Source organism: Candidatus Protofrankia datiscae (genome assembly GCF_000177615.2).
GTDB lineage: Bacteria > Actinomycetota > Actinomycetes > Frankiales > Frankiaceae > Protofrankia > Protofrankia coriariae.
This window is the reverse complement of the sequence record NC_015656.1, coordinates 328147-352550: the sequence shown is the minus strand read 5'-3', so window position 1 is coordinate 352550 and position 24404 is coordinate 328147. Positions and strand designations below refer to the sequence as shown.

Annotated in this window: 19 protein-coding genes and 2 tRNA genes; 12 read left to right on the top strand and 9 right to left on the bottom strand. The window is 70.2% G+C overall.

Translation table 11 applies throughout. The annotated features are described in order from the left end of the window. Nucleotides 1-22: 22 nt before the first annotated feature. The 4 genes from FSYMDG_RS22475 (at nucleotide 23) to FSYMDG_RS01430 (ending at nucleotide 1652) form a co-directional block, all read left to right on the top strand. Entirely contained in the window at nucleotides 23-574 is a 552-nt protein-coding gene (locus FSYMDG_RS22475) for a hypothetical protein (protein ID WP_013871856.1), read from the top strand. A gap of 317 nt (nucleotides 575-891) precedes the next feature. Further along, nucleotides 892-966 (top strand) — tRNA-Asp (locus tag FSYMDG_RS01440). 90 nt (nucleotides 967-1056) lie between these two features. After that, nucleotides 1057-1130, top strand: a tRNA-Phe gene (locus FSYMDG_RS01435). A 351-nt stretch (nucleotides 1131-1481) separates the two neighbouring features. After that, the gene (locus FSYMDG_RS01430) at nucleotides 1482-1652 is read left to right on the top strand and encodes a hypothetical protein (protein WP_165001592.1); all 171 of its coding nucleotides are present in this window, start codon (nucleotides 1482-1484) and stop codon (nucleotides 1650-1652) included. 109 nt (nucleotides 1653-1761) lie between these two features. Here FSYMDG_RS01430 and FSYMDG_RS01425 read toward each other — a convergent pair whose 3' ends face one another. Both FSYMDG_RS01425 and FSYMDG_RS23760 read right to left on the bottom strand, forming a co-directional pair. After that, nucleotides 1762-2181 carry a type II toxin-antitoxin system VapC family toxin gene (locus FSYMDG_RS01425; RefSeq protein WP_013871854.1) on the bottom strand — a complete coding sequence of 140 codons (420 nt, stop codon included), beginning with the start codon at nucleotides 2179-2181 and terminating at the stop codon, nucleotides 1762-1764. After that, nucleotides 2178-2579 carry a type II toxin-antitoxin system Phd/YefM family antitoxin gene (locus FSYMDG_RS23760; protein WP_202797655.1) on the bottom strand — a complete coding sequence of 134 codons (402 nt, stop codon included), beginning with the start codon at nucleotides 2577-2579 and terminating at the stop codon, nucleotides 2178-2180. Before FSYMDG_RS23760 ends, FSYMDG_RS01425 begins: the two co-directional genes overlap by 4 nt. 560 nt (nucleotides 2580-3139) lie before the next feature. Here FSYMDG_RS23760 and FSYMDG_RS01415 point away from each other — a divergent pair. Continuing rightward, nucleotides 3140-3751 carry a TMEM175 family protein gene (locus FSYMDG_RS01415; RefSeq protein WP_013871852.1) on the top strand — a complete coding sequence of 204 codons (612 nt, stop codon included), beginning with the start codon at nucleotides 3140-3142 and terminating at the stop codon, nucleotides 3749-3751. 229 nt (nucleotides 3752-3980) lie between these two features. Here the strand turns inward: FSYMDG_RS01415 and FSYMDG_RS01410 are convergent, their stop codons facing one another. Beyond that, entirely contained in the window at nucleotides 3981-4382 is a 402-nt protein-coding gene (locus FSYMDG_RS01410; protein ID WP_013871851.1) for a PPOX class F420-dependent oxidoreductase, read from the bottom strand. Between the two features lie 53 nt (nucleotides 4383-4435). On the opposite strand from FSYMDG_RS01410, the gene FSYMDG_RS01405 reads away from it, so the two are divergent. Further along, a complete protein-coding gene (locus FSYMDG_RS01405) occupies nucleotides 4436-5524 on the top strand; it encodes an IS630 family transposase (protein ID WP_013871850.1) in 1089 nt (362 codons plus the stop codon). A 210-nt stretch (nucleotides 5525-5734) separates the two neighbouring features. Here FSYMDG_RS01405 and mqo read toward each other — a convergent pair whose 3' ends face one another. Beyond that, a complete protein-coding gene (mqo, locus tag FSYMDG_RS01400; protein WP_013871849.1) occupies nucleotides 5735-7279 on the bottom strand; it encodes a malate dehydrogenase (quinone) in 1545 nt (514 codons plus the stop codon). A gap of 1102 nt (nucleotides 7280-8381) precedes the next feature. Between mqo and FSYMDG_RS23755 the strand changes: the two genes are divergently transcribed. Then, nucleotides 8382-8615, top strand: coding sequence for a hypothetical protein (locus tag FSYMDG_RS23755; protein WP_013871847.1), 234 nt, complete (start codon nucleotides 8382-8384; stop codon nucleotides 8613-8615). A 919-nt stretch (nucleotides 8616-9534) separates the two neighbouring features. Here FSYMDG_RS23755 and bldC read toward each other — a convergent pair. Continuing rightward, a complete protein-coding gene (gene bldC, locus FSYMDG_RS23750) occupies nucleotides 9535-9741 on the bottom strand; it encodes a developmental transcriptional regulator BldC (protein ID WP_013871846.1) in 207 nt (68 codons plus the stop codon). Between the two features lie 152 nt (nucleotides 9742-9893). Further along, nucleotides 9894-10730: a hypothetical protein gene (locus FSYMDG_RS01385; protein ID WP_013871845.1), complete on the bottom strand. Its 837-nt coding sequence runs from the start codon at nucleotides 10728-10730 to the stop codon at nucleotides 9894-9896. 254 nt (nucleotides 10731-10984) lie between these two features. On the opposite strand from FSYMDG_RS01385, the gene FSYMDG_RS01380 reads away from it, so the two are divergent. The 3 genes from FSYMDG_RS01380 (at nucleotide 10985) to FSYMDG_RS22465 (ending at nucleotide 16108) form a co-directional block, all read left to right on the top strand. Beyond that, nucleotides 10985-12073: a Glu/Leu/Phe/Val family dehydrogenase gene (locus FSYMDG_RS01380; RefSeq protein ID WP_013871844.1), complete on the top strand. Its 1089-nt coding sequence runs from the start codon at nucleotides 10985-10987 to the stop codon at nucleotides 12071-12073. Between the two features lie 188 nt (nucleotides 12074-12261). Further along, the gene (locus tag FSYMDG_RS01375) at nucleotides 12262-12462 is read left to right on the top strand and encodes a DUF3073 domain-containing protein (protein ID WP_013871843.1); all 201 of its coding nucleotides are present in this window, start codon (nucleotides 12262-12264) and stop codon (nucleotides 12460-12462) included. Between the two features lie 931 nt (nucleotides 12463-13393). Continuing rightward, nucleotides 13394-16108, top strand: coding sequence for a putative bifunctional diguanylate cyclase/phosphodiesterase (locus tag FSYMDG_RS22465; RefSeq protein ID WP_050803272.1), 2715 nt, complete (start codon nucleotides 13394-13396; stop codon nucleotides 16106-16108). On the opposite strand, the gene purM is transcribed toward FSYMDG_RS22465, so the two are convergent. Both purM and purF read right to left on the bottom strand, forming a co-directional pair. Next, nucleotides 16041-17240: a phosphoribosylformylglycinamidine cyclo-ligase gene (gene purM, locus FSYMDG_RS01365; RefSeq protein WP_083828087.1), complete on the bottom strand. Its 1200-nt coding sequence runs from the start codon at nucleotides 17238-17240 to the stop codon at nucleotides 16041-16043. The genes FSYMDG_RS22465 and purM overlap by 68 nt on opposite strands. Before the next feature lie 41 nt (nucleotides 17241-17281). Next, a complete protein-coding gene (gene purF, locus FSYMDG_RS01360; RefSeq protein WP_165490433.1) occupies nucleotides 17282-18868 on the bottom strand; it encodes an amidophosphoribosyltransferase in 1587 nt (528 codons plus the stop codon). 193 nt (nucleotides 18869-19061) lie between these two features. On the opposite strand from purF, the gene FSYMDG_RS25590 reads away from it, so the two are divergent. After that, on the top strand, nucleotides 19062-19235 hold the full coding sequence (locus tag FSYMDG_RS25590) for a hypothetical protein (RefSeq protein WP_013871839.1): 174 nt from the start codon (nucleotides 19062-19064) through the stop codon (nucleotides 19233-19235). Nucleotides 19236-19255: 20 nt separating this feature from the next. Here the strand turns inward: FSYMDG_RS25590 and FSYMDG_RS23745 are convergent, their stop codons facing one another. Next, nucleotides 19256-20125: a sterol carrier family protein gene (locus tag FSYMDG_RS23745; protein ID WP_043602734.1), complete on the bottom strand. Its 870-nt coding sequence runs from the start codon at nucleotides 20123-20125 to the stop codon at nucleotides 19256-19258. A gap of 153 nt (nucleotides 20126-20278) precedes the next feature. Here FSYMDG_RS23745 and FSYMDG_RS01350 point away from each other — a divergent pair, with 153 nt between their 5' ends. Then, nucleotides 20279-24355: a sacsin N-terminal ATP-binding-like domain-containing protein gene (locus FSYMDG_RS01350; RefSeq protein ID WP_013871837.1), complete on the top strand. Its 4077-nt coding sequence runs from the start codon at nucleotides 20279-20281 to the stop codon at nucleotides 24353-24355. Nucleotides 24356-24404: the final 49 nt, after the last annotated feature.

Sequence of the window (24404 nt, the reverse complement as noted above, 5' to 3'; positions counted from 1 at the left end):
ACGTCGAAGGGGGTAGACGACGATGCGACCTCGACTTGGCACCATGCTCACGACGATCGCGACAGTCGGAACTCTGAGCATCGCGGGCATCACCGCGGTGGCACTCGCCTCACCTGACAGCACCACCAGCCTGATCTCTCCAGCCGGGGCGGCGACCAGCCTGTCACCGAGTGACGACTCAAGCAAGGACACGGCCACGCTGGACTCCGATCGGCCGCGACACAGGCATCACCACGGGCACGGCGGCCCCGGCTGGTGGGGCTACGACGACGACGTCGACGACTGGGCCGCGTCCCGCCCGCTGCACGGCGACGCCACGGTCCGGACGGACGACGGCTACCAGGTCGTCACCTACCAGCGTGGTGAGCTGACCAACGTGTCCCAGACCTCGGCCACGATCAAAAGCAAGGACGGGTACGAAGCCACCTACGCCGTGACCGGCGACACGGACCTCTGGATCGACGGTGACGACGCCGGCATCGGCGACTTCAAGACCGGAACCACCGTGGTGGTGGCCGCGGCCGTCGACGGTGACACCCGCACCGTCGAGCATCTCGTCGAGCTGTCGGACTGATCCGCGCGAGCGTCCGTCGGCATGGCTGACAGCTCCACGCAGGCCCACGCAGGCCCGGACAGGCGCACCACCGGCCCGTTCGGGCCTGTTGGGCACGATTTTGCGGTGTGCACGCAGGCACGCCAACCTCCGTCCCCGAACCCTCCCACCGTGCTGTAGGGTGTTGTCCAGCATCAGATGGAGCCCTGCTCGATCCCAGGGGCTCCGGAGGAAGTCTTCCAGGATCATGATCGGATGATCCAGATAGGCTCTTCTCACCAAAGGACAGGCACAGCGGCAGTCGAGAGCGCTTGTGGTACAACTGAACAGCACAGCATGGTCCCGTGGTGAAGTCTGGAGTTCACGCCGCCCTGTCAAGGCGGAGGTCGCGGGTTCGAATCCCGTCGGGACCGCGCTCACATCATCGGATGCCAGCAGTACTACGTTGGCGATCTCCATCGATGTGGCCTGCTAGGCCCGCGTATGACAGGATGGTCGCACCGGGGCAGGTAGCTCAGTCGGTACGAGCGTCCGCCTGAAAAGCGGAAGGTCGGCGGTTCGACCCCGCCCCTGCCCACACGCTAGTCCACTCTGCTCACCGCACTGACGTGCGGTTTCGCATTGGCCGCAATGTCTGCCCAGGGGGCCGAGCCCCCTGGAACCCCCACGGTTCTTGGGTTGGGGGCTCGCCGCACCTGCGGTGCGGCTTCGTGGGGGTTTCGGCGATCAGCGTCTGTACTTGTTGCTCCGTTCAGTTCTTGCGCTTCTCCGTCCGGGGTCTAAGGGCCCGGCCAGCCCCAGCTGGTTGTGCTGGTGAGCGGTATCTCCACATCACAGCAGCACCTGCAGAGCGTTACCGGGCGGGATCCAAGCGCTGTGATCACAACTGCTGCGAGTCTGACGGCTGACAGTCAGCACCATGAAGCGGATGGTCCAGATCCCCTATGAGCTGGAGCAGGAGGAGGGCGGCACCTGGGCGGCCCATGCGTCGTTCCCCAGCGGTGGCGCGCACGGGCTCGGTGACACTCCTGAGGGCGCTGTAGCGGATCTCTACGAGGCCGTCAAGCTGGTCATCGAGGAGTTCGTCGCCGCTCTTTGACTCACAGCCTGCCGGGACCGAAGGTGGCCTCGGCTGGCTTTCTGCTTCCGGCCTGGATCAGGTGGTTGGGCCGCGGCCAGTCTCGTCGGCGCCCGCGCATCGGAATCTGTCAGGTTTCGCCGGCGAACGGGTTGAACACGGGCACGTCGAGTTGGGTGAAGTCCTTGACGTTGCGGGTGACGAGCATCCAGCCGTGGGTCCTGGCGGTGGCGCCGATGAGCGCATCGACTGGGGCTGCCTGTCCGCTTCCCCTGGCTCGGCCCCACTCCCGGGCTGCTTCCACCGAGACGGGGACGATGCGTCCGCCAAAAGCCTCGACCACGTCGACGAGCCAGTTGGCGTACAGCGCGGCCTGCCGCGTGTCCCCCCGCTGGCGCAGCTGACCGATCCCCTGTTCGATCTCCCCCACGGTCAGGACGGACAGGTAGAGGCGTTCCGCGTCCACGGAGCCCACCCACGCGGCGACCCCGCGGTCGGGGCGTACCTTGCGGATCTCCGACACCACGTTTGTGTCGAGGAGAAAGCTCACTGGGCTTCCCCCGGCCTATCGGTCTCCGACTCGTCGACCTCCCAGAGGTCGAGATCGCGCTGAGCCTCTGTCCGCCTGGCGCGCTCGATGTCATCCATGATCCCGGACATCTCGTCGGTGAAGTACGGCGGCCCTGTCAGCACCGACTTGAGGTCGCGCTGTCGGCCCTTCAGTCTCCGGTACTCCTCGATGTCGATGACGACGAAGGCGTCCTGGCCGTGACGCGAGATCGTCTGCGGGCCGTCCTGGGCCACGGCGCGCAGCATCTCGCTGAACCGCTGCTTGGCCTCCTGCACCTGCCAGCTCACCGCGACCACCTCCAGATCTGTGCTGTCTAGACAGCACCGTAACTGCGCGGCGCTCGCGACGACATCGGCTGCGGTGCGCGGGCCGGTCAACCGTAGATCGGCAACGAGCCATGGTCCAGATGGCGCCTGGGCACTCAGGTCGCGGAGGACAGCCCGCTGCTGCTCTTCCTGTCTCCGCACCAGAACAACTTCGCGTTGCAGCTTCGGATCGAGCGGTGGAGCGATCAGCCGCCCGACGATCTCGAGGACTGGCAGGAGGCGTTCGAGGCGTCATCCGACGTGGGAAAGTTCGGCATGTACTACGAATCAGCGACCCTCGCCAGCCATCCACTCGACGTGCCGCCCGGCCGATACCAGGCATGGATCGCCGGCCGCGGATCCGTCAACCGTGGCTGGCCCGGCTCGACGGCATCCGGCGACCAATGGCGAGTCCGGCTTGGCCCGGCCGCGCACCGGTCGCAGCCCGGAGACTGCGCCCCTGGGCCGGCTGACGCTCTGGCGTGGACGATCCTGAAACCCTGCCGAAGCCAAGCCTGCGTTCGAGGCGGTGGCCGGGGTGGGATGATGGGCGCCGTGTGGAGGGATGTTCGCGGTGTGCGGCCGCCGGTGTGCCGGGCTGTCGGTCATGGGCGTGATCGGGCGGCCGTAGTGTGAGAACGAGCCGGCTGGAAGCCTTCAGCGACGCCGTCCTGGCCATCATCATAACGATCATGGTGCTGGAGCTGAAGGTTCCGGAGGGGCACGACCTGGCGGCGCTGCGGCACACCAGCGGGACCTCGTTGCTCACCTACCTGCTCAGCTTCGTCTATGTCGGCATCTACTGGAACAACCACCACCACACCTTCCAGCTGGTCCGGCGCAGCACCGGCGGCGTGCTCTGGGCGAACCTGAGCCTGCTGTTCTTCCTCTCCCTGTTCCCGTTTACCACCGCGTGGATGGACGACAGCGACTTCGCCCGCACTCCCGTGGTCATCTACGGGGTGAACCTGCTCGCGGCCGCGATCGCCTATTTCGTGCTACAAACTGTAATCATTCGAAGCGAGGGCCCGGACTCCCCGCTGCGACTGGCCGTCGGGCGGGACCTCAAGGGCAAAGCCTCCATGATCCTCTACCTTGCCGGTATCGTGAGCGCGCTGCTCACCGGCCACGGGCACATCGGCATCCAGGTCGCGCTCGGCTTCTTCGTCGCCGTCGCCATCCTGTGGCTGATCCCTGACCGCCGTATCGACCGCGTCATCCGCGACCAGGGCCTCCCCGACTGACCGGGCACCTCCATCACACCGGACGGGGACGGGTGTCAACGCGGACGGTCGGCAACGACGACCCGGCCGCTTCGCTCCGGCCGGCGCTGCTCCGGCCGGCGCTGCTCCGGCCGGCGGTGGCGGGGACAGCCAACGGTAACGGGGACAACAGCACAGTTGTCAGCGCAGGGAAGCGGTGTGCCGAAGGCGCAAGCAGGCTGTGACGGCGAGGCACCGCGGTCCGGTGGCCCTATGACGGAGCGGCCGGAGTGATGATGACGGCGATGTCGCCGTACGGCAACTTCGTCCGGCCGAGACGGCTGAGCGTGTTGAACAGCCTTGACACCGAGACCATCACACCGTATTTCGCGCGGACCTTGCGCTGGACCTCGTCGAAGCCGTCGCCGGAGGTCGCCAACTCGGCGGTCCCCTCGACAGGCGACGAATCGGCCCGGACGCGCCCGCGTGCGTCCGACGGCTGCAGCACGATCCTGGGGCTGTTCCGGAGGCGCTTGTACTTACCGGACGCCGACGACGTGTTGAATCCGACCCGGCCCCCGTCAAGCGGAACGATCCACGTGGGCGTGGACACGGCGACACCGGTTTTACGGAAAGTTGTCACAGCAACATACTTCGCATCGCCCAACACCATGCCGTCAGTCTAGTGTCCTGAGTCGTTGATTCGTGTGCAGATAGAATGGGCTGGTGCCTGGCCCGAGCGCGGATCCCATCGAGTTGTCGTCTGCTGAGCGTGCGGTGCTGGAGGGCTGGGCCCGACGGCGGAAGACCGCGCAGGCGCTGGCGTTGCGCTCGCGGATCGTGCTGGCCTGCGCGGACGGTGGGACGAACTCGGGGGTCGCGGCCGAGCTCGGGATCACCCGGGGAACGGTCGCGAAATGGCGGGAGCGGTTCGCGGTCGACCGGCTGGAGGGCCTGTCAGACGAGGCACGTCCGGGAGCGCCTCGGAAGGTCACCGACGCCCAGGTCGAGGCGGTGATCGCGAGGACGTTGGAGGAGAAGCCACCGAACGGCGATACCCATTGGACATCGCGGTCGATGGCGAGGGCCAGTGGGCTGTCGCAGTCGACGGTGTCACGGATGTGGCGGGCGTTCGGGTTGAAGCCGCATCTGGTCGAGACGTGGAAGCTGTCCACCGACCCGCTGTTCGTGGACAATGTCCGTGACGTGGTCGGGGTCTACCTCGACCCGCCGGAGAAGGCGATCGTGCTCTGCGTCGACGAAAAGTCGCAGGTGCAAGCTTTGGATCGCACGGCACCGGTGCTGCCCCTGATGCCGGGTACCCCGCAGCGGATGACCCACGACTACGTCCGCCATGGCACGACCAGCCTGTTCGCCGCGCTCGACCCGACGTCCGGGTCGGTGATCGCGCAGACCTTCCGGCGGCACCGTCACCAGGAGTTCCTGCGCTTCCTCAAGCTGATCGACTCCTCGGTCCCGAAGGGCTACGACCTGCACCTGGTCCTGGACAACTACGCCACCCACAAGACCCCGGCGGTGAAGAACTGGCTGCTGCGCCACCCCCGCTTCCACCTGCACTTCACCCCGACCTCGGCGTCGTGGATGAACCTGGTCGAGCGCTGGTTCGCGGAGCTGACCACCCGCAAGCTGCGCCGATCGACGCACCGCTCGGTCGTCGAACTCGAAGCCGACATCCGCCGATGGATCAACGCCTGGAACAAGGACCCGAAGCCGTTCGTCTGGGCCAAGACCGCCGACGAGATCCTCGAGACCCTCGCCGCCTACTGCCAGCGAATCAACGACTCAGGACAGTAGGACCCGGCCCAGGATGCCGGGAGCCGGAGCCGGGATGCCGAGAAAACCAGCCACCGTGGCCACCCGTTTCCCGCGCGGCCACTCGACGGCCGGCCCGGACAGAACGGTGCTGTCCGGGCCTCGTCGAAGTCCGGCCCAGGCCGGGCGCGGACGACCCCGCCCACGAGCGAATATCCCTGTCCGGCTGCATCCGGCTCATGCGGTGGCCGGTCAGCCCACCGGATCGCTGGATCGTCCCGAAAGGGGCCGGGAAATTTCGGTGAGGTGCAGGGTCTTCGCGGTCGCGGCCATCGTCTGGGCCGCGAGCTCGGTATTGTCCGAGAGCCGCTGACCGAACGTGGGGATCATTTCGTTCAGCCTGGGCCGCCAGGCGTCATAACGCTCGGGGAAGCACCGCTCAAGAAGATCGAGCATGATCGGTACAGCGGTGGACGCGCCGGGGGAAGCACCGAGAACTCCGGCGATGGAGCCGTCGGCGGACGCGACGACCTCGGTGCCGAACTGGAGGATCCCCCCCTTCTCGGGATCCTTCTTCACGATCTGTGCCCGCTGCCCGGCCGTGATGATCCGCCAGTCCTTGGCCAGTGCGCCGGGAACGAACTTCGCGAGCTCGGCGATCTTCTTCTTCCGGGTCGCTCGCAGCGCGTTCACCAGCAGGGCGACAAGGGCGATGTTGTCCCTCGCCATGGCAAGCAGCGGAAGGACGTTGTGCCAACGGATGGACGACGGCATGTCAAGGACGGAGCCGTGCTTGAGGAACTTCGGGCTCGAGCCGGCGTACGGACCGAACAGGATCGACTTCTTGCCGTCGACGATCCTGGTGTCCAGGTGCGGCATGGACATCGGTGGCGCGCCGATCGGCGCCTTGCCATACACCTTCGCGTGGTGCCGGGCGACGACGGCCGGATTGTCGGTACGGAGAAACTGCCCGCTGATGGGCAGCAGGGCGAAACCGTAGGCCTCGGGTATCCGTGATTTCTGCAGGATCTTCAGCGCCCACCCACCCGCGCCGACGAACACGAACCGCGCGGAGACCTCCTTGGTCTTCCCGGTCGTGTTGTTGTGGATGCGCAGCCGCCACCGGCCGTCCGGCTTCCGCGTCAGCGCCCTGATCTCCTGGTTGAGGTGGATACCGACGCCGGAGGCCTCAAGCGTCCGGAAGAGCTGCCGGCTCAGGGAACCGAAGTCCACGTCGGTCCCGGAGATGTCACGGGTCGCGGCTATCTGCTCGCCGGGTTTCCGCTGCTCGATCAGCAGCGGAGCCCATCGCTGGATCACGGCGGGATCGTCGCTGAACTCCATGGCGGAGAACAGCGGCTCGGTACGCAGAGCCTCGTATCTCCTGCGCAGGAAGTCGACATCGGTCGCCCCTTGCACGAAGGTCATGTGCGGCGTCGAGTTGATGAAGGTCTCCGGCTCGGAAAATGTTCCGTCCTCCACCAGATACGACCAGAACTGCCGGCTCACCTGGAACTGTTCGTTGATCCCGACGGCCTTCCGCACGTCGATGGTGCCGTCCGGGAGTTCACTGGTGTAGTTCAGTTCGCACAGGGCGGCGTGACCGGTACCCGCGTTGTTCCACGGGTCCGAACTCTCCTCGGCGACCCTGGGCAATCGCTCGTACACGTCGATCGACCAGTCCGGCTGGAGTCTGCGCAGCAGAGTACCGAGGGTGGCACTCATGATTCCCGCGCCGATGAGGACGACGTCGGCGGACTCACGGGCCCTGTTCGTGTCGGGTGACTGCGGATTCATGTGACTCACTGCCTTCTTTCATGATTCTCGCACCTGACACAATTCCATCGTACGGTCCGCATATACGCACGTATGATTGGAGCGGTGAGTCGTGAATCACGGGACGGAAAGAGCGTGCCGGCGCCGGACCCGTCGTCTGCTATGGGACGGCAACCGGCACTGTGAACTCCCGGACGCCCCGTGAGCTGGGAGGATGTCACTACGACATGAATCACCGAGGCAGGCCTGGCGGCGTTTGCGAAATGGAATTTTTACACGCTTCTAACCTGCCGTCCACGAACGACTTCCGGTCGATTTGACGGCCACCCGACAAAGCATCGCGGTAAATAGGGAGAAATACCCGGCCAGCCGGGCAGAGAATACCCTGACGACCAGGAGGAAAGGCGGCCCGGCCAGGGTCCGGCCGAGGCCGGGCGCGGGGACCCTCGGCCCCGCGGGGCCTTCCCCGCCCGCCGGCACTCCGGTGCGCCCGGAAGCGGTCCTCCCGACACGCGGCAGGCAGCTGCCGGTGCGGCGGCAGCTCGGCCGCTGGTGCGCCCGGTCGTAACACGGGCTGGTCCGCGCTCCGCCCCGCCGGCGCGCTCATCGCCGACCGGGCCAGGTCCACCAGCGAGGGCCGCTTCCACCGCGGGGGCCGCCCGGCTCCCTCGGTGCCCCCTTGCTCCCGGCTCCTCACGGACGGCCCCGGGCCGGATCGTGCGTCCATACCTGGGAGACGCATGCTCCGTAACCGGGATACGACGTATATGGATACGGCCAGTACGGATACGGCTGGCCTGGGATGTACCTGGGATACGGCGTGTCGCCGGCCCGGTGTGGCTGGTGGGCTCCGGTATGCCGGAGCGGCCGTGAGAAGGCGGGCCGAACCGGAAGAACCAGCGAACGGGCCCGCTCGCCCGACCACCGAAAGGGAATTCGCCGGCGTCGGTTTGGCCACGGCACGGCCGGGCACGAGCGGCACAGCGGATTACCGGTGAACGGCCCGGGGGCCAGACGTTCCGGTCTGCTCCGGAGAATCCCGGTGCCATGTCGGTCGTGCCCCGGCCCCCAGGCCCACCGAGCAGCGACAAAGCGAACACAAGAGCGCCGACGGGGAGTCACAATGGGCAGTTGTGAAGTTTGCGGCAACGACTACGAGATGAGCTTCGAGGTGCACGCCCAGGGAAATGTGCACATATTTGACAGCTTTGAATGCGCGATCCACGCGATGGCCCCGGTCTGTGAACACTGCGGGGTGAAGATCTCCGGTCACGGAGCACAGACCGACGGACAGTTCTTCTGCGGCGCCCACTGCGCCCGGGCGGCAGGGCGGCAGGGGATTCGTGACCATGCATGACGTGACCACGTATGACGTGACCACGAGTGACATATGAACATGTGACATGTCACATGGGACGCGTGAACTGAACGTATGACGTGTGAACGTGCGGCCTGACCACGTGACAGACGCGGCCACCGGTGGCGCGCGGCCGGTGGACAGCCATCCGCAGTTCGCCGTCACGGTGCCACCGCGGCCGTCGCGCCGCCGTAAGAACGAGATCTCCGCCAGCCACGAGGCGGTGATCCGTGGCAGACGGATGATCTACAGCGGCGGGCGACGGTGCCACCCTGGCGGACCGATCATCATCCGTGTCAGGGCTTTCCCATGAACTGCCCCGGCCGGATCGCGGCCGGGGCTTTCGCGGCGGGACCGGCCGCCACCCGCCCAGCGGGTTGCGGCATCCCCCAGCCGCGGCCGCGGGCGGCCATCCTGGCGTGTGCCGGCCCCGGGGGTGCCCGGCGGCCTGGATCGATCCACCGGCCACCGGCCGGGCCCTGGCCCACGGAGGAAACCGTGCGCCACGACCCCCTCGGGATGCCCGGGTCCGGGGGCTTCGACCCGGAACGCTGACCTGCCAGCGGTCCGGGAAGCCGGGCCTGAGGCGGCGGGCGAAAACTACGGCACGCCGCCCTCAGCCTCTGGTCGAAGACCCCCGGATCCTGGCCAGGGACCCCAGTTTCCTGGTCGAAGACTCCCGGATCCTGACCGAAGAACCCGAAAACGCCTGGACGTACCGAGACGTCCCCATTTCGGCAACCTCGACACATCAAAAGCACAACCATTGCCCCTGGTTGGAACAACCGCCGTACCGGCGACCCCCTTGGCCTTAACCTGACCGCATCTCAAGCCGCCGGAACCGCCTGGACTCCGAAGCTTGCGGGCCATGTCGAAACAGGAAGGAGGATCCGATGCGTCTGATCGCGTTGGCGTAGGGCTATACCTCACTTCCCACGGATGGGATCCCCTTGAGGAGAGCCCGGACCTCCGCCTCTCGGTAGCGGCGATGGCCGCCGAGAGTGCGGATCGACGTGAGCTTGCCCGCCTTCGCCCACCTGGTCACCGTCTTCGGGTCAACTCGAAACATCGTTGCCACTTCAGCGGGCGTCAGCAGCGGCTCAGCGTCCGGTGTTCTCGTCGTCATTGTGTTGGCCTCCCGTCACAGAGCGTCGCTCCGTCCCATACAGATGGTGCATCCTTCGGGGGCATTTCGGACATGGCACGTCAGGACCATCTGCTGACTAGTCACACGACGTCCGAAGCGAGCAATCACGCTCAGTTAGCAGTTATGAACTATCAGCTTGCGGACTCCCTGGTCTGAAGCGGTCTCCACCGGTTCAGGACACGCCCATACGCCGCAACCGCCGCATCTGTTCGCCCTCGGCGTAACGCGGTGATCGCCTCGCCCAGGTCCGCGACCGACGTGTCGTTGCGCAGCGCATCGTCATCGAGCAGATCGACAATGCCTCCGTAGTCGAGCTCGATCCGGCTGTGCGGGTGGAAGTCCTCCAGCCAGTCCCCGAGCTCGGCCACGCCGTCGACGCCCGGCGAGTCCGGCGCGACCCGGCGCAGCACATCGAGCGCCTCCAGGGCCCGGGTCACCCGGCGCCGGGCAAGGCCCATCGACGTCCGGTAGAGCAGCGACCTGTCGACGGTGTCACCCGTGACCAGGACCCGCTCCGCGGGATCGAACAGGACGAACCACGGCGGCGGCACCATCCAGGTGCAGGTCTGGACGTAGACCTTGAGATCGGGCCGGCGGCTGCGCCAGCGGTCCAGCTCGGTCTCGGCCGGCTCGGCCAGCCGGCGCGGGATGAACGCCTCGGCCACCCGCTCGGGCAGCCGGCCGCGGAACTCCATCGCGGCCTGCCACACCCGCAGCTGGGTGTACCAGGGGCAGACGAACATCAGGCCGTCTGCCATCTGGACGAAGGCGGACTCGTCTGCCACGTCCAGCGAGGGACGGATGGTCGCGGCCAGCGCGACGGTTCGTTCCCGCCGGGCACCGGCCCGGCGGCTGGGCACGCCTCCCTCGGCCGCGTACCGCTCCCAACGGAGCCGTTCGGCCGGGGGGAAGGCCGCCAGCGGCTCGTACACCCGCAGGTAGGCGGCCGGACTCACGACAGGCGCCACAGAAGAGATCCTGGCATGCCGGGAACATCAGCGAGTCGCCGTAGGCCCGTCGTCGACACGCGTCCCCCGTTCAACGACGGAGGCCCACGGCAGCAACGACGAACAATCACCACCACACCAGCTCATGGCGGCAGCCGCGGATACGTTGCGGACGTCGACCGCGCCCGTTCGGGAGGTTCCACCCGGTCAGGCGTCGACCATGAAGAGCACGTCCCTCGACGAACCCCACGTTCCCGACGAAGGGAGCCTCACCGGTGCCGTCCGTCTTCACCGCCGGTTCGCAGCACGAACAGGTGGTTTTCTGCATCGACCCCGCCAGCGGGCTGCGCGCGATCATCGCGATCTACTCGACCGCTCTCGGCCCCGCCCTCGGCGGGACCAGATTCCACCCCTACGTCGACGAGGACGCGGCCCTGGGCGACGCCCTTGCCCTGTCCAGGGCCATGGCCTACAAGGCCGCCTGCGCCGGCCTGGACCTCGGCGGCGGCAAGGCGGTCATCCTCGGCGACCCCGAGCGGGACAAGTCCGAGCCGCTGCTGCGCGCGTACGGACGTTTCGTGGCGTCACTCGGCGGCCGCTACATCACCGCCTGTGACGTCGGCACGTACGTCGAGGACATGGACGTGATCGCGCGGGAGTGCCGGTGGGTCACCGGACGCTCCCCCGCGCACGGTGGCTCGGGCGACTCCGGCATCCTGACCGCCTACGGCGTGTTCGAGGGGATGCGCGCCTGCGCCCGGCACCTGTGGGGCACGCCGTCGCTGGCGGGCCGCCGGGTGGCCGTCAGCGGCGTCGGCAAGGTCGGCCGACGGCTGGTGGGCCATCTGCTCGCCGACGGCGCCCGGGTGGTCGCCGCGGACGTCAGCCCGGTGGCCCTGCGACGGCTGCGGGCGGAGTATCCCGACGTCGAGACGCACGCCGACCCCGACATGCTCATCGGAGCCGACGCGGACGTCTACTCCCCGTGCGCGCTCGGTGGTGTTCTCACCGCGGACGTGGTCGGGGCGCTGCGGGCGCGCGTCGTGTGTGGCGCAGCCAACAACCAGCTCGCGGACGCGGACGCGGACGCGGACAAGCTGCTGGCCGGCGCGGGCGTGCTCTACGCGCCGGACTTCGTGGTCAACGCCGGTGGGCTCATCCAGGTCGCCGACGAGATCCAGGGCTACTCCCCGGAGCGGGCGCGGGCGAAGGCCAGCGGCATCTTCGCCTCGACCCTGGAGGTGCTGGCTCTCGCCGAGCTGACCGGGGTCACCTCCACCGTTGCCGCCACCCAGTTGGCGGAGCGCCGCATCAGCGAGGTCGGACGGCTACGCCAGATTCTCGTTCCCGGACGTTCGGAGTAGTCGAAGCAGCCGATCGTCAGATTTCGATCTGTGATTCATGTCACGTATATGCCACTGCGATCGCCTCCCAACCGGACAACTGTGGGGTTGGCGTGCCGGGCGGCCCGCGATCCCTGTAGTCTCGGGAGGCACGAGACAATGAGAGCACCGGGGCGGGTCCCCGTCGTCATGTTCGAGGGGGTCGAGCCATGGGGCGCGGCCGAGCGAAGGCCAAGCAGACGAAAGTCGCCCGCGAGCTCAAGTACAACTCGCCGAATATGGATCTGGATCGGCTGAAAGCCGATCTGGGCGCGAGCAGTACGCGAGACGACACCGCGGACGATCCGTACTCGGATGATTCCTACGAGTACGACTACCTCGATGAGGATGAGGACACCGGTCGACGGTAGCGGTACGAGCACGGGGTGCGGGCCGCCGGGTCCGCGTCACCGAGTACCACCGTCGGGCAGTGCTCCTCGCCAGCACAAGGTGCGCCAGGGGTGCGCGTCCCACTCCCGCTCCACATGTGGGATGCGCACCCGTCCTCAAGCGCTCCGAGTGCCTCCTGGGCAGCCATCGCGCGACCGACGATCCACCGGAGACAGCCGTCCCGGGCCGGCGGGAGCCGTCGGCGTCCCGTGAACGGCCGGTCGCGGGAGTCCGCACGGGCCGTAGACCCATCGGCGGCCCATCGGCCGCGCGTCTCCGGGGTTCGCACGGGCAGGGTCCACGGATCGGGGTCCACGGGGCTGGTTACGTGGTCGCTTCACGGGTTCCGGCCGGTCACCGGCCTATGGCGTCACCAGGTAGCACGTGGCGCCATGGACGCCCACCAGACGGCCCGACGGGTTCGCCGGATGGGCTGTCACAGGTACGGCCGGCCCGTACACCGCCGTCATACCGCCGTCGCGGGTCCAGCGTATGGGCAGGGGCGTGATCGGGTTGAGTCGGACGCGTGTGAGCCATTCGAATTTTGTTGCATTTAGTTATTTATATGAGACATACCGTAACAGACCGCCACATGATCTATGCCACTATGGGCAATATTCGAGCTGAGCATCCCGGTCAGTACGGACTCGACCGATACACGTGGCAAACTGACGGGGTCACATCGCCATCGGACCACACCGGCTGGCGGCGATGACGGCCGTTCCGTCCGAGCGGGTCTCGGCCTGGACGTGAGCCTACGAGAAGGCTGCTGGCAGGCATCGGCGCGTTGCCCGCAAGGTCGAGACGGAGGCCGGCTACATGTCCACGAAGCCGCCGTCCGCCTCCTCAGATCATGCTACCCAGGGTGATGAACGGTCACGTTCTCCCCGCTCGCTCCGTGCTCTGTACGGTGTGCTCCCGCTCACGTCCGCCGCGGCCGTCGTCGTCGCGGCACTGTACGCCGCCCGGGATGGCCGGCCCGCGTGGGACGCGCTCGCCCCGGCCCTACCGGTATGCGTGCTCGGCCAGCTACCAGTAGTCATTCGCCGAATCGGCCGGAACCTCGACGATCTCAACCTCGGAGAGATCTCGCTGATCATCGCCCTCGCGCTGGTCCCGGGCCCGTGGGTCGTCCTGCTCAGCCTGCCGACAACGCTGGGAGCACACCTGGTCGCCGGGCACCGGCCGCTCCCAGCGCTGCTGCGCGCCGCTGTCGTCACCACGAGTACCGGAGCGGCCGTCCTGGCCGCGGCCGCGGTCATGGGTGGCCGCGACCTGCCGGCGGCACTGCCGGACACCCGCGCGTTCGCCGCCGTGGCCGTGGCCGCCATGGTGTGCGGCATCCTCACCTGGCTTCTCACGCTTCCCAGCACGTTCGCGGCAACGCGGTCGAGATGGCCGGTCCACCGCATGCCGCATGACAGCCTCGCCATCCTGCGGATGCAGCCGATCGTCGCGAACACCGCGCTGGGCCTGCTGGTACTCGCGGCCGCGAGCTGGAATCCGGTCGTCGCGCTGGCGCTTCCACTCGCCGCGGCCGGCCCCGGCATCGGCCACTACCGCAGGCTGCGCTCCCTGGAGGAACGCGGTCACTGGGACGAGGTCAACACCGCAGCCCGGGAACTCGCCGACGCCGACGAGCCAACCGTCGTCATGATCGCACAGCGCAAGGCCGAGACCCTCTTCCACGCGGACAGCACGGTATTGACCATCTGGTCCCCGGTCCCCACCGACACGGCACCCACCGAAAGCACATCCACCGACACCACGTCGGCAACGACCGACCAGCGCGCGCCGGCAACGGCCGAGCGGCATCCGTCCCCCGGCACGCCGCCGGAAGACGTCCGCCAGGAAGATCCTCTTCCGGGGCGGGACACCCGCCGGCAGGAAGAGCGCCAGCCAGCTCCGCCCGGGCGTCGCAGGTGGCTGCCATCCCGGATTCGGGAGGTCAGCGCCCCCCTGCTCGCGGGCGAGGAGCAGATCGGTGTGCTCACCCTGGGCTTCCGCCGGCCGACGGCCTGGCGTCGCCACGAGGAGCAGGTCCTGGCGGCCTTCACCCAGACGGTCTCCCGCGCCCTCGCGCATGCCCGGCTGGAGGCCCACGCCCGCCAGGTGGCCGAGGAGCAGGCCCACGACGCCGGGCACGACTGGCTGACCGGCCTGGGCAACCGCCGGCTGCTGATGGCCAGGGCAGCGGCCGAGATGCGGCGGCAGGCCGAGACCGGGCGGTCCGTCGCCCTCGTGATGATCGACCTGGACCGCTTCAAAATCATCAATGACACCCTCGGGCACAGCGCCGGGGACCGGGTGCTACAGGCGGTCGCCGAGCGGCTGCGACGCGGCATCCGGGCGGACGACGTCGTCGCCCGCCTGGGCGGAGACGAGTTCGCCGTCCTCGTCACCGGCATCGACGACCCCGCCCAGGCCGAGGCGACCGCCGCCGAACTCGCCGACGTGCTGTGCCGGGACGTCGTCATGGATGGCATCCCGCTGGCGGTGGAGGCGTCCCTCGGGGTCGCCTGCCACCCACAGGACGGCAGCACCATCGAGGAACTGCTGAAACACGCCGACATCGCCATGTACCAGGCGAAACACTCCCACCCCCGGTGGCGGCGCTTCGACGCCGGCAGCCACGACCCGTCCCTGGAACGGCTCGCCCTGGTCGCCGAGCTGCGCTCCGCGATCAGCGGGAACGAGCTGGTGCTGAACTACCAGCCCCAGGTGGAGCTGCGGACCGGGCGAATCAGCGGCGTCGAGGCGCTGGTGCGCTGGAAACATCCACGACGCGGGATGCTCACCCCCGAGATGTTCGTCCCCGCGATCGAGCAGTCCGGGCTGGTGCAGGACTTCACCAAGGCGATCCTCGAGCAGGCCCTCGTCGCGTGCGCCGGCTGGCGGGCCAGCGGGTTCGACATCACGGTGTCGGTCAACCTCTCCGCCCGTAACCTCCTGAACACCGAACTTCCCGGGGACGTGGCGAAGTTGCTGGTCAAGCACGACGTTCCGGCGGCGGCGCTCACCCTGGAGATCACCGAGACCGCGATGATGTCGGACAAGCGGACGGCCTACCGGCTGCTGGGCAAGCTGCGGGAGATCGGCGTCCGGATCGCCGTCGACGACTTCGGCACCGGGTTCTCCTCCCTGACCATGCTGCAGGAGCGGATCCTCGACGAGGTCAAGGTGGATCAGAGCTTCGTCCGCAAACTGCTGGTCGAGCAGGGTGACGCCGCGATCGTCTCCGCCACGATCCACCTGGCGCACACCCACAACCTCCAGGTGGTCGCGGAGGGGGTGGAGACCGCCGAGCTCATGGCCGCGTTGGCGGCGCTGCGGTGCGACTTCGTCCAGGGCCTGCACACCGGCGCGGCCATGCCGCTGCCGGAGCTCACCGCCTATCTGCGGGCATCGGAGTCCGCGCCCCGCCAGGCCGGTCGGCACGAACGCCCGGATCCTGCCGCTGTACCGCAGGCGGCCCCGCGGCCCCAGACCCGCCGGGGACTGACCAGCCCAGGCACCCAGCCCAGGGACGCTGGCCGACCGGGACCGGAATCGGGACCGGCTACCCGGCGGGAGGGTGTTCCCCGACAAGCTCGGCCCGGCCCTCTTCGGCGGCACCCGCACCGTTGACGGAGCCGGCAGCGCCCCCGGCGGTGCCCTCATCGGGGTGGGCGGTGACCTCCCCGACGATCCAGGCGGGGACCCCGCGGGCGGCGAGCAGGTCCACGGCGGCGGGCGCGTCGTCCGCGCCGAGCAGGGCGACCATCCCCACCCCGAGGTTGAACGTGCGTTCCATCTCGGCCCGCGGTATGCCGCCACGCCCGGCCAGCAGGACGAACAGGGGCGGCGGGGCCCAGGTGGAGCGGTCCAGCCGGGCGGTCAGGCCGGCGGGCAGCACCCGCGCCAGGTTGGCCGCGAGCCCACCGCCGGTGACATGCGCGAAGGCGTGGACGTCCAGAGCCTCGGCCAGAGCGAGGCAGTCACGAGCGTAGATCCGGGTGGGGACGAGCAGCGCGTCACCGAGAGTGGTATCCAGGTCGTCCTCGTGGCGGGCCAAGGCGGCCCGGCCTTCCGCGGACACCCCGCCGGGGCCGTCCGGGTCCGGCGGGCCGAGCAGCGCGTGGCGCACCAGGGAGTACCCGTTGGAGTGCAGGCCGGACGAGGCCATCGCGACCACCGCGTCCCCGGGCCGCACCCGATCCGGCCCCAGCAGCGCGTCCGCCTCCACCACACCGACGCCGGTGGCGGCGAGATCGTAGTCGTCGGCGCCCATCAGGCCGGGATGCTCCGCGGTCTCACCGCCGACCAGCGCGGCGCCGGCCTGCTGGCAGCCCTGCGCGATCCCGGCGACGATCGCCGCGATCCGCTCCGGGACGACCGTCCCGCAGGCGATGTAGTCCAGCAGGAACAGCGGTTCGGCGCCGCAGACCACCAGGTCGTCCACGACCATCGCGACCAGGTCGACACCGACGGTGTCGTGCCGTCCGACCGCCCGCGCAATGGCAATCTTCGTGCCTACGCCGTCGGTCGACGAGGCGAGCAGCGGGCGCCGGTAGCGGGTGACATCGAGTTCGAACAGCCCGGCGAAACCGCCGAGGGAACCGACCACCTCGGGCCGCGTGGCCCGGGCGACGTGCTCGCGCATGAGCGCGACGGCACGGTCACCGGCATCGATGTCGACGCCGGCGTCCCGATAGGACACCGTGGCCGGAGGCGAGGCTGGGGGCGGGGCCGGTGTCGGTGTCGGGGGAGGCGTCACCATCCTCGCGGCCGGTGGGCCAGGCGGAACGGGCGGTGGCACGCTCACCCCGACTGCACCACGGAGTCCACGTCCGGGGATGGGTCGGCGCCGTTCATCCCGGCCGTGATCTCGCTCACGACGTCCTCCAGCAGGTACTTGCCGAGATGGTCGGTGTGTGGGAGCGGCACCGGATACACCCCGTCGAAACAGGCCCGGCAGAGCGTCTCGGCCGGCTGCCGGGAGGCCTCGACCAGGCCGTCCAGCGAGACGTAGGCGAGCGAGTCGGCACCGAGCGACTCACGGATCTCCTCGACGCAGGCACTGCTCGCGATCAGCTCCGCCCGGGTGGCGAAGTCGATGCCGTAGAAACACGGCCAGCGCACCGGGGGCGAGGAGATCCGCACGTGTACCTCGGCGGCGCCGGCCTCCCGCAGCATCCGTACCAGGGCCCGCTGGGTGTTGCCACGCACGATCGAGTCGTCGACGACGACGAGCCGACGGCCGTCGATCACATCACGCAGCGGGTTGAGCTTCAGGCGGATGCCACGCTGGCGGATGGTCTGCGACGGCTGGATGAAGGTGCGTCCCACATAGGAGTTCTTCACCAGGCCCTCGCCGTAGGGAATCCGGCTGGCCTCGGCGAAGCCGACCGCCGCCGGCACGCCGGACTGCGGCACCCCGATAACGAGATCGGCGTCCGCCGGGGCCTCGCGGGCGAGGGTACGACCGACCTCGACCCGGGCCGCGTGCACGGAACGGCCCGCGATCGTCGTGTCCGGGCGGGCCAGGTAGACGTACTCGAACAGGCAGCCGTGCGGCGTCGCGGGCGCGTATCTGCGCGAGCGCGGCCCGGCGGCGTCGATGACGACCAGTTCGCCGGGCTCGATCTCGCGGACGAACTCGGCGCCGACGATGTCGAGGGCCGCGGTCTCGCTCGCCACGACCCAGCCGGCCGCCGGGGCGTCCCCGCCGAGCCGGCCGAGGACCAGCGGGTGCACCCCGTGCGTGTCCCGGGCTGCGTACAGGGTCGAGGTGTCGCAGAAGACCAGCGAGAACGCGCCGGCCAGCTGTGGCAGCACGGCCATGGCCGCGTCCTGCAGCGTCGGGCCCGGATGGGCGGCCAGCATGGCCGTGATCAGATCGGAGTCGGTGGTCGCCCGGATCCGGTCCTCGCCGGTGTCGACAAGATCGGCGGCGAGCTCGACGGTGTTGGTCAGGTTACCGTTGTGACCGAGCGCGACAGCGTTTCCACGCTGCGATGAGCGGTAGGACGGCTGGGCGTTCTCCCAGGTCGACGACCCGGTCGTCGAGTAGCGGGTGTGCCCGATGGCCACGTGGCCGGACAGGCTGGCCAGCGTCACCTCGTCGAAGACCTGGGCGACCAGCCCCAGCTCCTTGAAGACGAGGACGGTCCGGCCGTCGGCGACGGCGATGCCCGCCGCCTCCTGACCCCGGTGCTGTAGCGCGTACAGTCCGTAGTAGGTGAGCTTCGCGACGTCCTCGTCCGGCGCCCACACCCCGAAGACCCCGCAGGCGTCCCGCGGACCGGGATCATCGGAGTAGTCGAAAACGCCATGATCGGGACCGCAGCATCCCGCACCGAAGCTCCCAGCGCCCGTGTGCGATGCGCTGGGGCCACGCGCCGTCACAGCCTGCGGAATGCGGGCAGACCCGGGGCCTCCCGCCGAACAGGCAGGTGGACAGGTCGAACAGTCACCGACGTCGCGCAACACAGCTCCTTGGACGTCATTGGTACTGGTCCGACGTCCACGCTAGCAGCGCGGGCCCGGGGCGACACCCGTCGATCTACAACTCATGCGGGCGGGAGCGGATATCACAGGCATGTTCAGCGTTTCTGACAGCAAAACCAGCGCGGCGACGTTCCTGGCGGGACGGCGGGACGGCGGGACGGCGGGACGGCGGGACGGCGATCATCACACCGGTCGGGAGCACCAGGCGTCCCAGCGTGATCATCTGGTCCGCGGCGGCGGGCCCGTCGGGCCGGCGGCCGGGTGAGCCCAACCGGATGATTCCGGTCAGGCGATCCGCAGCAGCGGGAGGTACGGACGAAGATCGGCGCGGGCGCCGCTGGCTCGGACCCGACCGTCCGCCGTCGCATCCGACCAGCTCAGCCGGCCTGCCGCGAGCTCGACGAAGGCGACCGCCCCGGCCTCGACCACGTTCGGCGGGGTGCCCCGGGTGTGCCGCGGGCCCTCGACCGCCTGCACCGCGGCGAAAGGGGGTACCCGGACCTCCACCGAGCGCCCCGGGGCACGGGTCACGAGCTCACCGGTGCACGCCTTCACGGCGAGCCGCAGCGCGTCCCGGGCCGGCTCGACCCCGAGATCCAGGCCGTGCACGACGCCCGCCAGCACCTCGGCGAGCAGCAGATCCCCGAGGCGTATCCCGGCACCGCCATCACTACCACCACCGCCGTCCGTCCCGCCGGTTCCGGCGGCCGGGAACCCGTCGTCGGCGGCCGTGACAGCGACCAGACGTCCGGTGTCGGCGCCGTCGACAGCGGCCACCGCGGCGGCGACGCGCTCCCGCAGCCGCGAGCGGGCGCCGGCCGCGAAACCAGCGGGATCGCCCAGAGCGGGGGCGTCGAGGCCGCCGGCCGTCGGCTGCCGGCCGGCAGGGAGGGCGGTGAGATGGCCGGCAAGGTAGACGGACGCGGACAGCGTCGGCGCGGTGGCGGGCGGCGGTGCGGACGCGGCCGCGTCCGCGAGCGCGGCGACGGACCTGGCCAGACGCCCGACGACGTCCGCGACGCTGCGGCCGGGCAGCCGGCTCGGCCGCGTGAACGCCAGGTCGGCGGATGCGTCCACCTGGTCCGCGATCCGCTCCCACTGGCCGATCAGCGCCGGCACCAGCTTCGGATCATCACGACGAGCCGCGGACGCCACCGTCCGATTATCGACCGCACGCCAGCGGCCGGTCGTCAGCCGTCAGCCGGTGGTCCGGTCATCGGCCGTCGGTCGGTGATCAGGCCGCGACGCGATTATTGATCTTTTACTCCTGGAACGCTGGCCTGGGCCGTCGAAGAGGAGGATGGGCCGATGGACACGCAGCCGTACGGGAACGTGATCGTGGACGCGAGCGCCGGCGGCACAGCCCCGGACGACCCGTTCGGGACGGCCGCCATCCGCCGCCGGGTGCTGGACGCCTGGGCCGCCTCCCCCGCCCGCTTCCGCGAGGACGCGAACGCCGAGGAGGACGCCGCCCGCGGCGCCTACCACGACCGCCTCGTCGTGGAACTGCTCCAGAACGCCGTGGACGCGGCCCAGGACGCCGGGGCCGACTGCCGTGTCCTCATAACGCTGACCAGCGGCGACGCCCCCGGCAGCCACGCTCCTGGCAGTCATGCTCCCGGCAGCCGTGCCCCCAACGGTCATGGCCCCGGCGACGGCGAGCGCGGCGGTGACGGTCACGGCAGCGGGGGCGGCAGCATACTGGAGATCGCCAACACCGGGGCGGCGCTGTCCGTACCGGGGGTCGAATCGCTCTCGACACTGCGTGCCTCGGCCAAACGTGACACCGCGGCCCTCGGACGCTTCGGCGTCGGCTTCGCCGCGGTCCTGGCCGTCAGCGACACCCCGTCGATCGTGTCGCGGGACGCCCGGGACACCGCCGGCGTGCCGGGCGGCAGCCGCGGCGTCCGCTGGTCGAAGCGGGAAACGATCGACGCGGTGGGCAGGCTCGGGGTGCCGGCCCTCGACACCGAACTGGCCCGCCGCGGCGGTGCCGTCCCGGTGCTCCGGCTGCCCCTGCCCATCCTCGACGCGGCACCGCCGCCAGCGGGCTATGACACCGTCATCCGGCTGCCGCTGCGCGACGCCGACGCGACCGCCCTGGCCCGCGCCCTGCTCGCGGGCCTCGACCCGACGCTCCCGCTGGTCATGCCCGGGCTCACCGAGGTCACCGTTGTGATCGACGGCGTCCCGCGGACCCTGTCCTGCACCTGGGCGGACCGGACACCGGACGGCATGGAGATCGCGGTGCTCGACGGCAGGCGCTGGCTCGGCCGGGTCCGGCGCGGGATGATCCCGCCCGCCCTGCTCGCCGACCGACCGGTGGAGGAGCGGGCCCGCACCGGGTTCGAGACACGGGCCTTCGTACGCGAGGGCGGCTGGCCCGCGGACGTGCCGAAACTCGTCCGCGCGCCGCAGCCGACCGACGAGCGGCTGTCGTTGCCGGTGCTGGCCAGCGTGGGCCTGCCGCTGGAGCCGTCCCGTCGGCACACGGTCGCCGGCCCGCTGCGGGACTGGCTGGTCGACCGGCTCGCCGAGACCGTCGTCGACCTCGCCGTCGACCTCGCCGTCGACCTCGGCAACGGCCGTCTGCCGGCACCGGACGCCCAGCCCACGTCGGCACCAGCGTCAGCACCGACGATCGCGAATGTCGCATCGACACAGACGCAGTCGCTCTGGGACGTCCTGAGAGCGCAGGAGACCCTGGACACGCAGTGGCCACAGGCGGATCCGGCGGGACCTGCCGCCTCGTCGCCGCGGACAGCGTTGGACGCCTCACGCTGGCAGGCAGCGCTGGACGCCCCGTCGGCTCCGGCGCCGACGGCCTCGCTCGAGCTCGTCCCCACCGGGCTGCCGGTCGGCGACGTCGACGCCAGACTGCGGGACACCCTCGCCCGGCTGCTGCCGGACGCGCCGATGCTGCCCGGCGGCCGCCGTGGCGGCGACTGTCTCGTCTGCGACCTCGGCCCCGCGACCGATCCGGTCACCGCGCTGCTCACAGCCGCACCCGACGGTCCCGCCCCGGCCCTGGAAGATCCCGCTCCGGCCCTGGCGTCCACGGGCACCGCCGTGCTCACCGGCGGTCTCCCGCCCGCCGGCGCGGACCTGTCCGTCGGTGACGACGATCGCGCGGGCGGGCCCGTCGACGACCCCGGTGGCACCGTCGACGGGCTGTTGCCCGCAGCCTATGCCGCCCGCCGCTGGCGGCCGGCCCTCGACGCCCTGGGGGTACGCCGCCTCGACACCGCCGGGGTCGTCGAGATCCTCGCCGAGCTGCGCAGGACGCCGGCCTGGTGGGCGCGGGTCTACGCGGCGCTGGCGAACGCTCCCGACCGGGACGCCCTCGGCGCCCTGCCCGTCCCGCTGGCCGCTGCCGCATCCACCGCTGCCGGAGTCCCCGCGGCCATAGTCCCCGCGGCCGCTGTGACCACCACGGCCATCGCGGACGCGGACACCGACACGAGCGTGACCGGCGTCGCCGACAGCCCCCAGGAGCTGGGTGTCCGGATGGTCACCGGCCCGCGCGGGGTGCTGCTTCCCACCCCCGAGCTGGACGTTGTCGCGCTGGTGGCCTCGGGTCTCCCGCTGCGGGTGGCGCATCCGGACGCCTGCGCCGGTGCCGCCCGCGACGCCCTGCGCACACTGGGCGCGGTCGAGGGCACCCCCGCCGGTGTCCTGCGCGACGGCTCCGTCCGTGACGCGATCATGGATGTCGACGCGGACACCGATCCCGACGCCGCGCTCGCGCTGGCGGGCGCCGTCCTCGCTCTGGTCCGGGACGCGGGCCTCGGTGTCGCCGGCGGCATCGATGGCGGCGGCATCGGCACTATCGACGACGGAACCATCACTTTTGGCGACGAGGGTGCCTCCGGAGAGCTGTCCTGGCTCGCTGACCTGCTGCTTCCGGACAGCGACGGCGAGTTCACCCCCGCCGCCGAACTCCTGATCACCGACGGCCCGCTCGACCAGGTGCTCGCGGCGGACGCGCCGTTCCGCGCCCTGGCCGACGACTTCGCGCGGGCATGGCCGGTAGAGGTCCTCGAAGCGGTCGGGGTGCTGCGGACCTTTGCCGTGCTCAGCGCCACCGACGTCCGGCTCGATCCGGACGAGCCAGTCCTGCTCGACCTGGACGACAGTGACATCTGGGTGGCGGAGGTCACCGCTGGCGGCTCGGCCGGGGCCGGCCCGGCTCCGGCCGAGCCGGGCGCGCCACCCGCCCTGCGGACCTTCACCGCCATACGCGATCTCGAGCTCGTCGACCCGTCACGGTGGCCCGCCGCGCTCGCGGAACTGGCCCGGCCACCCCTGCGAGACGTGATCATGGGTTTCGACCGGTTCCGGTGGCCCGATCATCCTGGGTGGAGCCGGCGGGCCGGTGCCGACACCGACCCCGATGCCTGGTCGGCCGCGCACGTCGGCGTGTCGTACACGCGCTGGTGGCTCTCGCGCAACGCGCTGCTTCCGGTTGCCGGATCCACGGCCGTGCTGCCGCCACCGGAGCTGGCGCTGCCCGGCGCCGACCCGCTGCTGGTCGGGCTGTTCGCGCCGGCCGCCCCCCTGCCCGGGGTCGACACCGACCTGCTGCGCCGGCTCGGCTGCCGGCTCACGCTCGCCGACGTCCTCGGCGATCCGGACGCCGTGCTCGACCTGCTGGACCGACTCGGCGACGCCGACCGGGACGTGCCGTGGCCGGCGGCCCGCGCCCTCTACATGGCCGCGGTGGACGCCGTCGCGGCCCTCCCCCGTGCCGGAATCAGCAGCGACGGCGCCGACGACGCCTACCGCGAGGCCGACACCGTCGCCGACGGCGAGACCGACAGCGACGGACCGGCCGGCATCGACCCACCGCTGACCGTCCGTACCCCGCACGGCGTGGTACGGACGTCCAACGCCGTGATCGTGGACGCGCCGGACCTCCTGCCGCTGCTCGGCGCGGGACGCGGCGCGCTGCGGCTGCCACTGGACCGGGCGGCCGAAGCGTCCTACGTGCTCGGCGTTCCCCTGCTCTCGTCGCTGGGCGACTGCGACGTCATCACCGCCCACGACATCGCCGTCGAAGCCGGCGAGAGGGCCGGCGCGGCGAGCGCCTCCCCGGCCCCGGAAACCCCGGAAGAGCTCACAGCGCCGGACGGGACGCCGTACCTTTCCCATGGCCGCCTGCTCGTGGCCGATGTCGACGGCCAGCCCACACCTGTCCCGTGGCGGGTGCTCGGCGGCATCGGCGGGGAGATCCACGTCGATGCCGGCGCCGGGACGGACGCGCTGGCCAGGGCCCTGGCCTGGCACGCCGGCACCTGGGACCGCCGGCACGCCATCGCCGAAGCGCTGCGCAACCCTGCCGGCGAAGCCCAACGCCAGGCCGAAGCCGACCTCGACGACTCCTGACCCAGCAGCGCCCGGCCACCGACTCGACAGGCAACAGCGGACACACAGG

Coding starts and splice junctions, on each gene's coding strand:
- FSYMDG_RS01410 (WP_013871851.1), bottom strand. CDS start 4,382: ATGGTGTTGGGCGATGCGAAGTATGTTGCTGTGACAACTTTCCGTAAA.
- FSYMDG_RS01430 (WP_165001592.1), top strand. CDS start 1,482: ATGGTCCAGATCCCCTATGAGCTGGAGCAGGAGGAGGGCGGCACCTGG.
- FSYMDG_RS22475 (WP_013871856.1), top strand. CDS start 23: ATGCGACCTCGACTTGGCACCATGCTCACGACGATCGCGACAGTCGGA.
- bldC (WP_013871846.1), bottom strand. CDS start 9,741: ATGACGACGAGAACACCGGACGCTGAGCCGCTGCTGACGCCCGCTGAA.
- FSYMDG_RS01375 (WP_013871843.1), top strand. CDS start 12,262: ATGGGGCGCGGCCGAGCGAAGGCCAAGCAGACGAAAGTCGCCCGCGAG.
- mqo (WP_013871849.1), bottom strand. CDS start 7,279: ATGAATCCGCAGTCACCCGACACGAACAGGGCCCGTGAGTCCGCCGAC.
- FSYMDG_RS01350 (WP_013871837.1), top strand. CDS start 20,279: ATGGACACGCAGCCGTACGGGAACGTGATCGTGGACGCGAGCGCCGGC.
- FSYMDG_RS23755 (WP_013871847.1), top strand. CDS start 8,382: ATGGGCAGTTGTGAAGTTTGCGGCAACGACTACGAGATGAGCTTCGAG.
- purM (WP_083828087.1), bottom strand. CDS start 17,240: ATGGTGACGCCTCCCCCGACACCGACACCGGCCCCGCCCCCAGCCTCG.
- FSYMDG_RS25590 (WP_013871839.1), top strand. CDS start 19,062: ATGTTCAGCGTTTCTGACAGCAAAACCAGCGCGGCGACGTTCCTGGCG.